This window comes from Gemmatimonadaceae bacterium (assembly GCA_019637355.1).
In the GTDB taxonomy this organism is placed as follows: Bacteria; Gemmatimonadota; Gemmatimonadetes; order Gemmatimonadales; family Gemmatimonadaceae; genus Pseudogemmatithrix.
Genome location: JAHBVT010000001.1, coordinates 755,033 through 768,332, shown reverse-complemented (window position 1 = coordinate 768,332; position 13,300 = coordinate 755,033). Strand labels below are relative to the sequence as shown.

The following is a 13,300-nucleotide window of genomic DNA, read 5'->3' as shown; positions in this document are numbered from 1 at the left end:
GCGCATTGGGGTCTGCGAAGGAATGGTGGCGCCAACTATGGGGCGGCTCTCACCTGCGGCCATAAAATGCGTCGCGCTCACCACTCCCGATTCAGTCATCTCGATCCCACGCAGGTCCTGCCCTTACCCAGCGATCATGCGGCGGACGCCGGCACGGGCTGCGGCGTCCGCAGGTGGCCCGCGTCGTACGCCCGCTGGTCCCGCCACATCGCATAGAGGATGCCCGCGAGCCGCCGCGCCAGCGCGACCGCCGCGATCTTCGTGCCGCGGCGATGCAGGATGCGCTGCGCCCACGCCCGCAACACCGCGGTGTCGCTTGACTTGGAGCGGAGGATGCGCCACGCCGCCTCGACCAGGAGATAGCGCGCGCGCCGGTTGCCCGCCTTCGTGATGTGGCCGAGTCGCCGCTTCTCGCCCGAGCTCCGCTCCCCGGGCACCAACCCGAGGAAGGCCTCGAACTGGTGCGCCGACGGGAACCGGCCGATGTCATCCGCGATCGCGACGATGCCGCTGGACGTCACCGGCCCGACGGCGGGGGCCGTCTGCAGCAGCGCGACGATCGGGTCCGTCCGCCCGAGCGCCGCGATGCGCGCGTCGGCGGCCGCGATCTGCACGTTCAGCGGCGCGAGGATCGCGACCAGCGGCGCCAGCTCGGCCGCCAGCACCGGCGAGAGCGGGAGCGCGGTGAGTCGTTCGACAAACCACGCGGCCGTGCTGTTCGGCACGCGCAGGCCGTCGCGGCGCACGAGGGCCTTGGCGAGCGCGATGCATCGCGTGCGTGTGCGGACCAAGGCCTCGCGCACCGCCAACTCGGCGCGCACATGCCGCCGCGCCGCCGAGACGCGGTGCGCCGGACGATAGGCGCCGAGCCGGAGCGCGTCAGCCAGGGTCCGCGCATCGCGCTTGTCCGTCTTCACCCGCCGGCTGCGCGTGGCGTACATCGGCGCGAAGTTCGGGTCGGCGACGACCACCTCGTGGCCCAGCGCCTCCAGGTGGCACGCGACCCACTCGCTCTCGGTCGACGCCTCGACGAGGATGCGTGCGGGCGGACGCGCGCCCAGCACCGCGGTGAAGCGGTCGCGGCTCGTGACGATGCGTCGTTCGGTGACGCCGCCCTGCCCGTCGAGGATGCAGAGCTGGCTCTCGCGCTTGTGGAGATCGATGCCTATCATATCCATGGCGGCTGGCCTCCGCAGTGTGCCCCGTCGCGAGACGGCGAGCACGGTAGATGGTATGGGGCAGAACCTTGCACCCGTGGATGGGCGGAGGTCCAGCCGCCGCTTCATACCAACTATTGAAGCGTTTGCAGCAGAAGCACACGTTATGTGGACTCGCGCGGGCTTACGGCTCTCTCCACAGCACGAGTGTGCCGAAGAAGGCGAGCGCGCCGGACGCCTCGGAGTTGCCCGCAGGAACCCACGTCATGTTGAGTCCTAGCCCACCCGCGCGATACGTCACCAGCGGCAGCGGAATCACCGGCGTCACGTAGGAGTCCGAATCGAAGAGCAGCACACCGGCGCCAGCGCGTAGCCCTCCGATGACCCGGTACTGCCAAACGGGCCCGGCGTACCAGGATTGGTTGTACATCGAGTCCTCGTAGCCGCCCGCCTTGAGCATCCAGACGTGCCGCCCGCGTTCCCCCAGCGTGACGTGCAGGCCGGCGCCCAGATTGCGCCCCTGATAGCGCCGCGTCTCAACTCCGTCGAAATACGTGTCAGAGCTGTAATGCCAGGAAACACCGAATAGATCGACGCCAACCTCGCGCGGCCGTTGGGCTTGGCTCTCGGCCGCGACCACGAATAGGAAGGCGAAGACATGCACCGCGCAGGCACGCATCGTCCTCGTTATCGCCCAGTTCGGATTTGGCATCGGCACTAGTGTACAGCGCGCGCGCCGACGGGGCCACATAACGACGCTTGCTGCCGATGGCCGCGGGTGCGGAATGGGTTGGGCGGGGCGTCCGTGATGGGCCTAGGCTTGGTTGCGGACGCCCCGCCCAACCCTCTTATTGGAGCGTCCACAGCAGAAGCAGACGTTAGGTCGACAATCACGAATCGTCTTTATGCGAGGCTGATAATGGAAACCGATGATCCCGTTGGCTTGGCGATCGAAGAGATGCTCCAAAGGGACCCATATCGAAATCCCGAAAGCGATTTGAGCCGCCGGATCCGAACGGCGCTAACCGACCTTAAGGCAAGTCGCAAACGGTTGCGCACGAAGCTAGCCACGCGCTTGGCGCGTGAGGATTCGTCCGCAGCCGAAAATCAGCAGCGCGCGGTCGCCGAGGCTCAGTCCTCCCTCCTCGATTCGCGGAATCACCTCGCGGAGATGGAGAGCAAGGGAATGACTGCTCTCTTGCCGGGTGCTAGAGCACTCGTAGAGGCCGCGGAACTGCACTTGGCCAGCGTTCAAGAGGGAACCCTCTATCGGACTGTGAGGTCAGCCGCGACTCGGGGAGAGACGATACTCTTGGAGTGGCATCACGGTTTGGCGAAGGCGATTGTCGCCCTCCTCGACGACGACAAAGTCGAAGCGCAGCTCGTGATCCTCATTTCGGGAGGGGTTACTCTAGCCGCCGTTGTCATCGGCCCCGCCGCGGCGACTGCCGCCGCTGTTGCGTCCGCAGCCCTTCTTGCGCGGGAACTTCGGCAGTCCGGCACCCAGCGCAGCAGCCGAGACTCTGACGAGGCTCGTCGAGAGCGAGCGGCGGCTTACTTGACGTTCGCCACGGGAATAAGCGATAGCTGGGAGCGCGCGCTCTAGACACTACTATCATGTCTCGGCCTGAGTGCGACCTAACGACGCTTGCTGCCGATGAACGCGGTGCGGATTGGGTTGGGCGGGGCCTCCGTGATGCCCTAGGTTGGTTGCGGAGGCCCCGCCCAACCCTTCTTATTGGAGCGTTCACAGCAGAAGCGTACGTTATAGCGACCTACCGGAGTCCGCTTGGCTGAAAGTGTCATCCTCACACATTCGCCGGCGGTGCACTATCTCTGCCGAGGGGCATTCCTTCAACACCCCCTTGAACTGGCCACCGACGTTTTCGCAACGCCGCTCGCTCCGATCGGCTTTCGTTGTGAGGCCGCCTATGCTGCGGAGTACTCTCGGATAGCGCTGGGCAAGCAGCTTCACGATGAAGACTTCGCTCGTCTTGTCGCGCTCGGTGACAATGAGCAGCCGTGCCTCGTGGTTACCATCGTCCGCTCGATTGATGCTCCAGGCGAAGATCTCATCAGCGCCACTTGGGAAAGCTTCGAGCGCGCTCGCAAAGTGCTCAGCTGGCAATGCAGCGAAACGCCGGAACTCTTCGCAGTAGTTCCGAATCGCCCTGGTGGGCCGGAGTTCTCTCTTCGTCCGCCGTTCAGTCGGCGTAAGCAGCGCTTTGTTCTTCTAGGTGACAGTGAATCGCACCGGAGCACGCCGAAGCAGCTATACGCAGCGGCGGCCGCGGATGATCGCTATGCATTTGCGCTGACCATGTATCGCGACGCGCTCCGCGACGTGGACACTGAGTTCCGCATTAGTCGCTTCTTCATGTGCCTCGAGTCCCTAGCGTTCCGCCTGAAGTCCGCAACCATCGGCTCTCGGACCGCCGTTCGGCTCCTTCTCGGTATTCAGAACGCAGAGATTTCGCCGCACACCCTGCCCGACGGGCGCGTGGTTAAAGTCGACCGTGTGGAGATAGGCGGGCGTGTTCGAGACAAGATCTTCCACGGAATTCCCTTCAACACCACAGCGCTCAACGACGACGCTGCCGCCTACTACGAGTGGGCCCGGACGCATCCCGGCTACCTGCGTGATTTGCTCGCCTCAGACTGCGAACTCGAGCTTACGAAATGGGCGAACGGCACGTCACTGGGCCTGCCTCCATCCGCGCCGGCGCTATAACGACGCTTGCTGCCGATGAACGCGGTGCGGATTGGGTTTGGCGGGGCGTCCGTGATGCCCTAGGCTGGTTGCGGACGCCCCGCCAAACCCTTCTTTTTGAGCGTTCACAGCAGAAGCACACGTTATCGCGACGTGGCGCGTGGCGAAGTCGTCGGCTCCGGGGTATCTTCCAGTTATGCGCCTGTCTTTCGAGCTTACCGAGGCCCAGCAGGGCCAGCTCAACGCCATCGCCCAGCGGCTGAACGTGCCTGCTGATGCGCTGGCGGCCGCGGCGCTGCGCGACCTTCTCGATCGCCGCGAAGCTGCCTACGAGGCCGCCGCCGCGCACGTCGTCGAGAAGAATGCCGAGTTGTATCGCCGGCTCGCCTAATCGGGTCGCCCGTGGCGACTCGGTTTCTCTCGCTCGCTGAAGTTCTCGATCTCTACGGCCGCGTCCTGGTGTCAGGCGGCGGCTCCTCTGCACTTCGTGACCTCGGTGCGCTCGAGGCTGCACTCGCGCAGCCCCGAGCCACCTTCGACGGCGTCGAGCTCTACCCCTCCTTGGTCGAGAAAGCCGGAGCGCTCGGGTTTGCGCTTATCCGGAATCATCCATTTGTCGACGGGAACAAGCGTATCGGACACGCTGCGCTCGAAGTTTTCCTCGCGTTGAACGGATATCAACTTGACGCATCCGTCGGCGATGCGGAGCGTACTATCCTGGACGTCGCATCGGGCGCTATGGACCGCAGTGACCTTACAGGATGGATTTTCACGCACCTGACAGTCTATCCGGACCCGTGAGCGCTCCGACAGGCGCGCGATAACGACGCTTGCTGCCGACAAGCGCGGATGCGGTAGCGGTTGTGGGGCCGCCGCTTCACTTTACGGAAGGTCTGCAGCGGCCCCACAACCGCATCTTATTGGAGCGCTTGCAGCAGAAGCACACGTTATGCGCACAACGCTGGCTCTGGCGTGATCGAAGAGAAGTCGGTACATTATTCTGTACTGACTTTCTGGAGCCCTGATGCCGAAGCTCAAGCCCTCCCGTGACATCCAGCCCGTCACGGAGTTCCGCGCCAACGCCGCGCAGGTCATCGAGCAGGTCCGCGAGACCGGCGCGCCCGTTATCCTGACGCAGCACGGCCGCGGCGCCGCCGTCCTGCTCGACGTCGAGGCCTACGAGGCCATGGTCGACGAGCTCGAGCTGCTCCGAGACGTGCGGACCGCCGAGGCCCAGGTCGCCGCCGGCAAGGGCCGCAGTCACGCCGCCGTCGCCAAGTCCCTGCGAGCACGCCTGCTCAAGTGAAGGTCATCTGGTCGCCTCTCGCGGAGCAGCGCGCCGTCGAGGCCTTCGAGACCATCGCCGCCGATCGCCCTGAGGCCGCGGCGCGCTGGCTCCGCGAGCTCCTGACCAAGGTCGGCACACTCGATCGCTTCGCCAAGCGCGGCCGCCCGGTGCCCGAGATCGGCAGGCCCGCGTACCGCCAGCTGCAGCACCACCCTTATCGCATCGTCTACCGGGTCGACGCGAAGCAGGTGGTCGTCTTGACCATCCGGCATGGGCGACGGGACTGGGATCCTGATGAGATCGTGCACGGCGCATAACGACGCTTGCTGCCGACGAGGGCAGCTAGTGTAGCGGTTGTGGGGCCCCAGCCTCATCTTTTGGAAGGTCTGCTGGGGCCCCACAACCGCATTCTGTTGGAGCGCTCGCAGCAGAAGCACACGTTGCTATGACTGGGCATCCGTCAAGGGCACGAGCTACATCGGCGCTCCCGCGTCGAGGGTGGTGAAGCGAGGGGCTCGGATCCCAGCGGCGGCTTCGACGATGAATCCTGCTGCTATACGCCGGTCAGTCTCCAGGAGACCGGAGCGGCACGAAGTGGATTCGTCCGGAGCAGGCGCGTTCTATGCGCGGGGATCCACGCTCTCGCGAGCGCTACCCGATAACGTGTGCCGCGCGTCCTCCCTATCGTGCCGCTGGAACCCGAGCCGAGCTGTCTCCTACGCCTGTGCGTGCGGCGGCGCCTCCTCGCGCATCACCGCCCACAGGAACCCGATCAACTCCCGCGCCACCGCCACCGCCGCGACCTGGCGCGCGTGGCCGTCCTGCAACCGGTGGTAGCGCTTGTACAGGCGATGCTGCGCCTTCCACGCGTGCGCGATCACCGCCGCCGGCTGGCCCGCCTGCCGCTGCTGGTGCCGCTTGCCCACGCGCGGCAGGTGCCGATAGCTCCACGCCGCCTGCACCAGCACGTGCCGCACGTGCGCGTTCCCCGCCTTGGTCAGCGCGCCGCGGCGCTCGCGCTCCCCGCTCGAGTGCTCGCGCGGCACGAGCCCCACGTAGCTCATCAGCGCGCGCGGCGACGCGAAGCGCCGCCAGTCGCCGAGTTCCGTGGCGAGCACCATCGCCGCCAAGGTGTCGATCCCCCGGAAGCAGCCCAGGCGCCCGACCAGCGGCGCATAGGCCGGCGTCGCCGCCAGCGCCGCCACGCGCTGGTCGAGTGCGCTGCGGCGCCCCTCCTTGTACGCCAGCAGCGCCAGGTGCTCCTGCAGGATCTCGCGGTCTTCCGCCTCCAAGGGCGACGCGGGCGCCCGCAGCAGCGTCGCCAGCCACGTGTGGTGCGCGGGCGTCCAGGGTTTCGCGCCGTACGCGCAGCCGCGCCGCGTGAGGAACTTCAGCACGTAGTGCCGCGAGCGCATCACCTCGCGCTGCAGCGTCGTCCGCAGCCGCACGAGGTCACGCACCCGCTCCTCGGCGGCCGCCGGCACCCGCACCGGCGTGAGCTCCCCCGCGCGGTGCAGCCGCGCGAGCTGCACCGCATCATAGCGGTCGTGCTTGCGCTGCACGCCGGGCCGCGTCGGCATCAGCGACGGCGCGATCACGTCGCACGCCACGCCCCACGCCGCGCACGCGCGCTGCAGCACGAAGCCCGCGCTACTCGCCTCGTAGACCACGCGCACCGTCCCCTCGCGCTGCCAGCGCCGCACATAGCGTTCGAGCTTCGGCAGCGCATTCGGGAGCCGGTCCACGCACTCGGCCTGGGCCGCGCCGTCGCGCAGCACCGCCGACGTGACCGAGGCCTTGTGCACATCCCAGCCAAGCCAGATAGTTGAGGCAGCTGCTGCAGGAACCGATGACATGGGCTGGTCCTCCGTTGCAGGAAGGGCGACGCACCGTCGCCAGTGGCTCTGGCACCTCCGACGCACTCGGGGAGCTAACCCACGAGAGGTCGGGGGGCCAGCCCAGTCATAACTTCTATGCGGACCAGCTGACTTGATACGATGACCACACTTCTCCGGCAGCGCCTCATCCTCGCCGTGCAGAACCTCCGTGTCTCGACGGACTTCTGGATGGCAACGCTCGGATTCTCTCGAGACTTCGGGGACGAGTCTGATGGCTGGAGCTGGCTGTCGCGCGATGGGGTGGCAGTCGGCCTCGGCGAGTGCGCCGACCAGCCGGCAGCCGGAACGCTCGGCGATCACTCGTATGTCGCCTACATCACGGTCGACGACGTCGATACCCTCTGCGAAGACTTTCGCGCGAGGGGAGCGAGCATCATCGCGGGGCCGTCCACCAAGCCCTGGGGTATGCGGGAATTCGCCGTCCGCACGCCCGACGGACATCGGCTGACATTCGGCGCAGAGGTGCGCGCCGCATAACGACGCTTGCTGCCGACAAACGCGGATGCGGTAGCGGTTGTGGGGCCGCCGCTTCACTTTAGGTGACCGTCTGCAGCGGCCCCACAACCGCATTTCATTAGGGCGTTTGCAGCAGAAGCACACGTTACGTTGACCAAGCAAGCATCGGAGCGGTCCATGCTCATCGTTCAACGACTTCGCGGCATTCTCTCGACCGCGCTCACGTGGGCGCTGCCGTGGGCGGTGGTTGGTGGCGCTACCGTCGTCGCGTTCGACTGGCTCTCGCGCGCCCCGGGATTCCACACACTCACGAGCGGCTCGTTCGCCTGGACGCTCTTCCTCGATGGTGCACGCTTCTTCGCGCTCGTAGGCGCAGTCGCCGGCGCTCTCTTCGCCGGTGTCGTTGCCGTGGCGGAGCGTCGACGCACATTCGCCACGCTGAATACGAGGCGCATGGTCGCTTGGGGCGCTCTCGGTGGCGCGGCGTTGCCGCTCCTCGTAGGGATCGGCGCAGTGCTGACGGGCGCGCCCTCAATGCTGCGCGACCTGTTCTTCGCCGGTCTCGGGGCATCGCTCGGCGCGGGTTCTGCTGCCGTCATGCTCCGCATAGCGCGACGCGCGATGCCACGGTCGGAAGTGGCGCCAAGTATCGAGAACGATGATCCGGTGCACCTGGCGGAGGCAGCGCTGGAGGTTGAGCTCACCTTGTCGCCGCGCGGCAACGTAACGACGCTTGCTGCCGACAAACGCGGCTAGTGTAGCGGTTGTGGGGCCACCGCTCCACTTTATGGAAGGACTGCGGCGGCCCCACAACCGCATTTTTCTGTGAAGCGGCGGCCCGCGTCAAGCCCCAGGTGCGTTGACGCTGTTGCAGTTCTCCGTTGTGCCTGCGCTGCTCGAGGTGCTGCTCATCCTTCTGTTCGCGCTCGCTCGTGAGGCCCGAGGCCTCGGCGCATTGGGGTCTGCGAAGGAATGGTGGCGCCAACTATGGGGCGGCTCTCACCTGCGGCCATAAAATGCGTCGCGCTCACCACTCCCGATTCAGTCATCTCGATCCCACGCAGGTCCTGCCCTTACCCAGCGATCATGCGGCGGACGCCGGCACGGGCTGCGGCGTCCGCAGGTGGCCCGCGTCGTACGCCCGCTGGTCCCGCCACATCGCATAGAGGATGCCCGCGAGCCGCCGCGCCAGCGCGACCGCCGCGATCTTCGTGCCGCGGCGATGCAGGATGCGCTGCGCCCACGCCCGCAACACCGCGGTGTCGCTTGACTTGGAGCGGAGGATGCGCCACGCCGCCTCGACCAGGAGATAGCGCGCGCGCCGGTTGCCCGCCTTCGTGATGTGGCCGAGTCGCCGCTTCTCGCCCGAGCTCCGCTCCCCGGGCACCAACCCGAGGAAGGCCTCGAACTGGTGCGCCGACGGGAACCGGCCGATGTCATCCGCGATCGCGACGATGCCGCTGGACGTCACCGGCCCGACGGCGGGGGCCGTCTGCAGCAGCGCGACGATCGGGTCCGTCCGCCCGAGCGCCGCGATGCGCGCGTCGGCGGCCGCGATCTGCACGTTCAGCGGGGCGAGCACCGCGATCAAGGGCGCCAGCTCGGCCGCCAGCACCGGCGAGAGCGGGAGCGCGGTGAGTCGTTCGACAAACCACGCGGCCGTGCTGTTCGGCACGCGCAGGCCGTCGCGGCGCACGAGGGCCTTGGCGAGCGCGATGCATCGCGTGCGTGTGCGGACCAAGGCCTCGCGCACCGCCAACTCGGCGCGCACATGCCGCCGCGCCGCCGAGACGCGGTGCGCCGGACGATAGGCGCCGAGCCGGAGCGCGTCAGCCAGGGTCCGCGCATCGCGCTTGTCCGTCTTCACCCGCCGGCTGCGCGTGGCGTACATCGGCGCGAAGTTCGGGTCGGCGACGACCACCTCGTGGCCCAGCGCCTCCAGGTGACACGCGACCCACTCGCTCTCGGTCGACGCCTCGACGAGGATCCGCGCGGGCGGACGCGCGCCCAGCACCGCGGTGAAGCGGTCACGGCTCGTGACGATGCGTCGTTCGGTGACGCCGCCCTGCCCGTCGAGGATGCAGAGCTGGCTCTCGCGCTTGTGGAGATCGATGCCTATCATATCCATGGCGGCTGGCCTCCGCAGTGTGCCCCGTCGCGAGACGGTGAGCACGGTAGATGGTATGGGGCAGAACCTTGCACCCGTGGATGGGCGGAGGTCCAGCCGCCGCTTCATACCAACTATTGGAGCACCTGCAGCAGAAGCACACGTTACGCGGCCTCGCCACCGACTCCGGGACGTCCGCAGTTGCGCCCCCCGCCCCTCCGCGACAGGTTCCAAGCATGGCTGACGCTCCTGACATCCGCGACGACGCCAAGCGCCTCGTCGACCAGCTCCCAGAAGGGGCCGGCTGGGACGACCTCGCCTACGAGGTGTACGTCCGCCAGGCCATCGAGCAGGGGCTCGCCGACGCGGAGGCCGGGCGCACCGTCGATCACGACACCGCCCTCGCCCGCATCCGCGCTCGCATCCGCCGCCCGGCCTAGTGCTGCCGCTGCGCTGGACCGACCGCGCGGTCTCGGACCTCGCGGGCATTGCGGAGTTCATCAGCCGCACCTCCGCGATCTACGCCGAAGGTGTCGTCGCCCACATCGATTATCGGCTCCAGCTGCTCCGCGCCCATCCGGAGATGGGCAAGCACGCGCCGGAAGCCATCGACCTGGACGTGCGTGAGCTGGTCGTCGAGAACCATCGCGTCTTCTACCGTGTCCACGCCGACGCCATCGAGCTTCTGGCGATCGTGCACGGCCGACAGCAAACTCCGCGCGCGTTCTAGTTCCGGCCGCGGCGGCCGCGTAACGACGCTTGCTGCCGACAGCCGCAGCTAGTGATGCAGTTCTGGGGCAGCCGCGTTATCGTATGTGGGACAGCCTGCGGCTGCCCCACAACTGCTTCTTATGGAAGCGCTCGCAGCAGAAGCACACGTTATGGCGACTCGACGGACTCCCTGCCCCCTCACGGTCTATGCAATTCGCCGAGCACACGATTGACATCGCCGCGCCCCCGCAGCGCGTGTGGGATGTCCTCACGCTCTGCCGCTACATCCGCCAATGGGACGACGTCCCGGCCGAGTACACCGCCGAGCGCATCGCCCAGGGCGTGGCCCTGACCTGGCCCGGACACGCCACCCTCACCTATCGCGACGTCGTGGCGCCGACGCGCCTCTACGCCAGCCTGCACGTCCACAAGTGGCCGCGGCCCCCCGACGGCCCGGTCGGCTACGAGTACGTCGTGACGCCGACTGCCGCCGGCTCGCGCCTCACTCTCCGCGTCGGCGACTGCGCGCTCGTCCCGGAGGGCGCGCAGTTCCAGGAGGCGTCGGCCGAGTTCGTGCTCGCCGCCGGAACAGCGATCCAGCGACTGGCCGAATCGGATTCGTAGCGCCACGCCATAACGACGCTTGCTGCCGACGAGCGCAGGTGCGGTGGCGGTTGTGGGGCCTCGGCTTCATCTTCTGGAAGGTTTGCCGAGGCCCCACAACCGCATTTCATGGGAGCGCTCGCAGTAGAAGCACACGTTATGGCGACTGGGCTGATTACAGCTTCAATCGAATAGTTCGCTCACGCATCCACGTGGCGAGCGCCGCTTCCGTAAGCGAACCGGCAGCCAGCGCGGTCATCACCTGAACGACCTCCGCTTCCGTCGCGTCGAGGTCCTTGCCGTTCAAGCCGAGGAAGATCATCGCCGCCAGAAACGCGGCCCGCTTGTTGCCGTCGTTGAACGGATGCGCCTTCGCGAGCCCGAAGGCGTACGCGGCGGCCAGCGTCGCGAGGTCGGAGTCGGGCTCGTAGTTGTGCTTCTGCTGCGGACGCGCCAACGCGGCCTCCAGCGCATTCTCGTCCCGAATGCCCGGGAGGCCGCCGTGCTCGCGCAGCTGGTCGAGGTGTGCGGCGTCGAGTACGAGTCGCGGCACCCAACGGGGCGTCGCCATCCGCTACTTCGCCAGCTCGCGCAGCGCGTTCCGGAATTTCTTCGCGGCGTGGGCGGCCACGGCCAATCCCGCCGCGACGTCCGGGTCGTAGGGCGTCAGCAGGATGCCCCGGTCCGTCTCGACGGCCAGCACGCGGTCGCCGGCCTCGAGGTGCAGTCGGTCGGCCATGTCCTTCGGGATCGTGGCGCCGATCGAGCCGCCGACTTGGCGCAGGGTGAGTTCACGGACCATGGGGTTCTCCGTAGCACGGGTATGCTACAAAGGTAGCATCCGCGTGCTACTGCGCAAGGGTGCGCGCGCCATAACGCAGCTTGCTGCCGACAGGTGCACTGGGTAGCGCGGGCTTCGCCCGCGCATTCTTCTGTGAAGCGGCGGCCCGCGTCAAGCCCCAGGTGCGTTGACGCTGTTGCAGTTCTCCGTTGTGCCTGCGCTGCTCGAGGTGCTGCTCATCCTTCTGTTCGCGCTCGCTCGTGAGGCCCGAGGCCTTGGCGCATTGGGGTCTGCGAAGGAATGGTGGCGCCAACTATGGGGCGGCTCTCACCTGCGGCCATAAAATGCGTCGCGCTCACCACTCCCGATTCAGTCATCTCGATCCCACGCAGGTCCTGCCCTTACCCATCGATCATGCGGCGGACGCCGGCACGGGCTGCGGCGTCCGCAGGTGGCCCGCGTCGTACGCCCGCTGGTCCCGCCACATCGCATAGAGGATGCCCGCGAGCCGCCGCGCCAGCGCGACCGCCGCGATCTTCGTGCCGCGGCGATGCAGGATGCGCTGCGCCCACGCCCGCAACACCGCGGTGTCGCTTGACTTGGAGCGGAGGATGCGCCACGCCGCCTCGACCAGGAGATAGCGCGCGCGCCGGTTGCCCGCCTTCGTGATGTGGCCGAGTCGCCGCTTCTCGCCCGAGCTCCGCTCCCCGGGCACCAACCCGAGGAAGGCCTCGAACTGGTGCGCCGACGGGAACCGGCCGATGTCATCCGCGATCGCGACGATGCCGCTGGACGTCACCGGCCCGACGGCGGGGGCCGTCTGCAGCAGCGCGACGATCGGGTCCGTCCGCCCGAGCGCCGCGATGCGCGCGTCGGCGGCCGCGATCTGCACGTTCAGCGGCGCGAGGATCGCGACCAGCGGCGCGAGCTCGGCCGCCAGCACCGGCGAGAGCGGGAGCGCGGTGAGTCGTTCGACAAACCACGCGGCCGTGCTGTTCGGCACGCGCAGGCCGTCGCGGCGCACGAGGGCCTTGGCGAGCGCGATGCATCGCGTGCGTGTGCGGACCAAGGCCTCGCGCACCGCCAACTCGGCGCGCACATGCCGCCGCGCCGCCGAGACGCGGTGCGCCGGACGATAGGCGCCGAGCCGGAGCGCGTCAGCCAGGGTCCGCGCATCGCGCTTGTCCGTCTTCACCCGCCGGCTGCGCGTGGCGTACATCGGCGCGAAGTTCGGGTCGGCGACGACCACCTCGTGGCCCAGCGCCTCCAGGTGGCACGCGACCCACTCGCTCTCGGTCGACGCCTCGACGAGGATGCGTGCGGGCGGACGCGCGCCCAGCACCGCGGTGAAGCGGTCGCGGCTCGTGACGATGCGTCGTTCGGTGACGCCGCCCTGCCCGTCGAGGATGCAGAGCTGGCTCTCGCGCTTGTGGAGATCGATGCCTATCATATCCATGGCGGCTGGCCTCCGCAGTGTGCCCCGTCGCGAGACGGCGAGCACGGTAGATGGTATGGGGCAGAACCTTGCACCCGTGGATGGGCGGAGGTCCAGCCGCCGCTTCATACCAACTATTGGAGCACCTGCAGCA

The 13,300-nt window shown here is 67.7% G+C and carries 18 protein-coding genes; 11 read left to right on the top strand and 7 right to left on the bottom strand.

The window, feature by feature from the left end; translation table 11 throughout:
- Window positions 1-134 precede the first annotated feature (134 nt).
- Entirely contained in the window at window positions 135-1,172 is a 1,038-nt protein-coding gene (locus KF689_03460; protein ID MBX3132435.1) for an IS110 family transposase, read from the bottom strand.
- Window positions 1,173-1,341: 169 nt separating this feature from the next.
- Window positions 1,342-1,869, bottom strand: coding sequence for a hypothetical protein (locus tag KF689_03455; protein ID MBX3132434.1), 528 nt, complete (start codon window positions 1,867-1,869; stop codon window positions 1,342-1,344).
- 207 nt (window positions 1,870-2,076) lie between these two features.
- Here KF689_03455 and KF689_03450 point away from each other — a divergent pair, with 207 nt between their 5' ends.
- The 6 genes from KF689_03450 to KF689_03425 all read left to right on the top strand — a co-directional run bounded on the left by KF689_03450 (window position 2,077) and on the right by KF689_03425 (window position 5,472).
- The gene (locus tag KF689_03450) at window positions 2,077-2,763 is read left to right on the top strand and encodes a hypothetical protein (GenBank protein MBX3132433.1); all 687 of its coding nucleotides are present in this window, start codon (window positions 2,077-2,079) and stop codon (window positions 2,761-2,763) included.
- Between the two features lie 183 nt (window positions 2,764-2,946).
- Window positions 2,947-3,888 carry a hypothetical protein gene (locus KF689_03445; protein MBX3132432.1) on the top strand — a complete coding sequence of 314 codons (942 nt, stop codon included), beginning with the start codon at window positions 2,947-2,949 and terminating at the stop codon, window positions 3,886-3,888.
- Between the two features lie 175 nt (window positions 3,889-4,063).
- Window positions 4,064-4,258, top strand: coding sequence for a hypothetical protein (locus tag KF689_03440; protein ID MBX3132431.1), 195 nt, complete (start codon window positions 4,064-4,066; stop codon window positions 4,256-4,258).
- A gap of 11 nt (window positions 4,259-4,269) precedes the next feature.
- Window positions 4,270-4,668: a type II toxin-antitoxin system death-on-curing family toxin gene (locus tag KF689_03435; protein MBX3132430.1), complete on the top strand. Its 399-nt coding sequence runs from the start codon at window positions 4,270-4,272 to the stop codon at window positions 4,666-4,668.
- Between the two features lie 223 nt (window positions 4,669-4,891).
- Entirely contained in the window at window positions 4,892-5,173 is a 282-nt protein-coding gene (locus KF689_03430) for a type II toxin-antitoxin system Phd/YefM family antitoxin (GenBank protein ID MBX3132429.1), read from the top strand.
- Window positions 5,170-5,472, top strand: coding sequence for a type II toxin-antitoxin system RelE/ParE family toxin (locus tag KF689_03425; GenBank protein ID MBX3132428.1), 303 nt, complete (start codon window positions 5,170-5,172; stop codon window positions 5,470-5,472). Before KF689_03430 ends, KF689_03425 begins: the two co-directional genes overlap by 4 nt.
- 399 nt (window positions 5,473-5,871) lie before the next feature.
- Here KF689_03425 and KF689_03420 read toward each other — a convergent pair whose 3' ends face one another.
- Window positions 5,872-6,960 carry an IS110 family transposase gene (locus KF689_03420; GenBank protein MBX3132427.1) on the bottom strand — a complete coding sequence of 363 codons (1,089 nt, stop codon included), beginning with the start codon at window positions 6,958-6,960 and terminating at the stop codon, window positions 5,872-5,874.
- A 192-nt stretch (window positions 6,961-7,152) separates the two neighbouring features.
- On the opposite strand from KF689_03420, the gene KF689_03415 reads away from it, so the two are divergent.
- Window positions 7,153-7,530, top strand: coding sequence for a VOC family protein (locus KF689_03415; protein ID MBX3132426.1), 378 nt, complete (start codon window positions 7,153-7,155; stop codon window positions 7,528-7,530).
- A 156-nt stretch (window positions 7,531-7,686) separates the two neighbouring features.
- Complete coding sequence (locus KF689_03410; GenBank protein ID MBX3132425.1) at window positions 7,687-8,265, top strand: hypothetical protein; 579 nt, start codon at window positions 7,687-7,689, stop codon at window positions 8,263-8,265.
- A 328-nt stretch (window positions 8,266-8,593) separates the two neighbouring features.
- On the opposite strand, the gene KF689_03405 is transcribed toward KF689_03410, so the two are convergent.
- On the bottom strand, window positions 8,594-9,631 hold the full coding sequence (locus tag KF689_03405) for an IS110 family transposase (protein MBX3132424.1): 1,038 nt from the start codon (window positions 9,629-9,631) through the stop codon (window positions 8,594-8,596).
- Window positions 9,632-9,852: 221 nt separating this feature from the next.
- Here KF689_03405 and KF689_03400 point away from each other — a divergent pair, with 221 nt between their 5' ends.
- From KF689_03400 to KF689_03390, 3 genes are all read left to right on the top strand, one after another.
- Window positions 9,853-10,056 carry a hypothetical protein gene (locus KF689_03400; protein MBX3132423.1) on the top strand — a complete coding sequence of 68 codons (204 nt, stop codon included), beginning with the start codon at window positions 9,853-9,855 and terminating at the stop codon, window positions 10,054-10,056.
- Complete coding sequence (locus tag KF689_03395) at window positions 10,056-10,346, top strand: type II toxin-antitoxin system RelE/ParE family toxin (GenBank protein ID MBX3132422.1); 291 nt, start codon at window positions 10,056-10,058, stop codon at window positions 10,344-10,346. The genes KF689_03400 and KF689_03395 overlap by 1 nt, the downstream gene beginning before the upstream one ends.
- A 188-nt stretch (window positions 10,347-10,534) precedes the next feature.
- Window positions 10,535-10,951: an SRPBCC domain-containing protein gene (locus KF689_03390; GenBank protein ID MBX3132421.1), complete on the top strand. Its 417-nt coding sequence runs from the start codon at window positions 10,535-10,537 to the stop codon at window positions 10,949-10,951.
- A gap of 154 nt (window positions 10,952-11,105) precedes the next feature.
- On the opposite strand, the gene KF689_03385 is transcribed toward KF689_03390, so the two are convergent.
- The 3 genes from KF689_03385 to KF689_03375 form a co-directional block, all read right to left on the bottom strand.
- Entirely contained in the window at window positions 11,106-11,501 is a 396-nt protein-coding gene (locus KF689_03385) for a type II toxin-antitoxin system death-on-curing family toxin (protein ID MBX3132420.1), read from the bottom strand.
- A 3-nt stretch (window positions 11,502-11,504) separates the two neighbouring features.
- Window positions 11,505-11,732, bottom strand: coding sequence for an AbrB/MazE/SpoVT family DNA-binding domain-containing protein (locus KF689_03380; protein ID MBX3132419.1), 228 nt, complete (start codon window positions 11,730-11,732; stop codon window positions 11,505-11,507).
- Between the two features lie 391 nt (window positions 11,733-12,123).
- Entirely contained in the window at window positions 12,124-13,161 is a 1,038-nt protein-coding gene (locus KF689_03375; GenBank protein MBX3132418.1) for an IS110 family transposase, read from the bottom strand.
- Between the last annotated feature and the right edge of the window lie 139 nt (window positions 13,162-13,300).

Bases quoted from the DNA above. Each gene is read 5' to 3' on its own strand.
- KF689_03460 (MBX3132435.1), bottom strand. From the start codon at position 1,172: ATGATAGGCATCGATCTCCACAAGCGCGAGAGCCAGCTCTGCATCCTC.
- KF689_03455 (MBX3132434.1), bottom strand. From the start codon at position 1,869: ATGCCAAATCCGAACTGGGCGATAACGAGGACGATGCGTGCCTGCGCG.
- KF689_03450 (MBX3132433.1), top strand. From the start codon at position 2,077: ATGGAAACCGATGATCCCGTTGGCTTGGCGATCGAAGAGATGCTCCAA.
- KF689_03440 (MBX3132431.1), top strand. From the start codon at position 4,064: ATGCGCCTGTCTTTCGAGCTTACCGAGGCCCAGCAGGGCCAGCTCAAC.
- KF689_03430 (MBX3132429.1), top strand. From the start codon at position 4,892: ATGCCGAAGCTCAAGCCCTCCCGTGACATCCAGCCCGTCACGGAGTTC.
- KF689_03415 (MBX3132426.1), top strand. From the start codon at position 7,153: ATGACCACACTTCTCCGGCAGCGCCTCATCCTCGCCGTGCAGAACCTC.
- KF689_03410 (MBX3132425.1), top strand. From the start codon at position 7,687: ATGCTCATCGTTCAACGACTTCGCGGCATTCTCTCGACCGCGCTCACG.
- KF689_03405 (MBX3132424.1), bottom strand. From the start codon at position 9,631: ATGATAGGCATCGATCTCCACAAGCGCGAGAGCCAGCTCTGCATCCTC.
- KF689_03400 (MBX3132423.1), top strand. From the start codon at position 9,853: ATGGCTGACGCTCCTGACATCCGCGACGACGCCAAGCGCCTCGTCGAC.
- KF689_03390 (MBX3132421.1), top strand. From the start codon at position 10,535: ATGCAATTCGCCGAGCACACGATTGACATCGCCGCGCCCCCGCAGCGC.
- KF689_03385 (MBX3132420.1), bottom strand. From the start codon at position 11,501: ATGGCGACGCCCCGTTGGGTGCCGCGACTCGTACTCGACGCCGCACAC.
- KF689_03380 (MBX3132419.1), bottom strand. From the start codon at position 11,732: ATGGTCCGTGAACTCACCCTGCGCCAAGTCGGCGGCTCGATCGGCGCC.
- KF689_03375 (MBX3132418.1), bottom strand. From the start codon at position 13,161: ATGATAGGCATCGATCTCCACAAGCGCGAGAGCCAGCTCTGCATCCTC.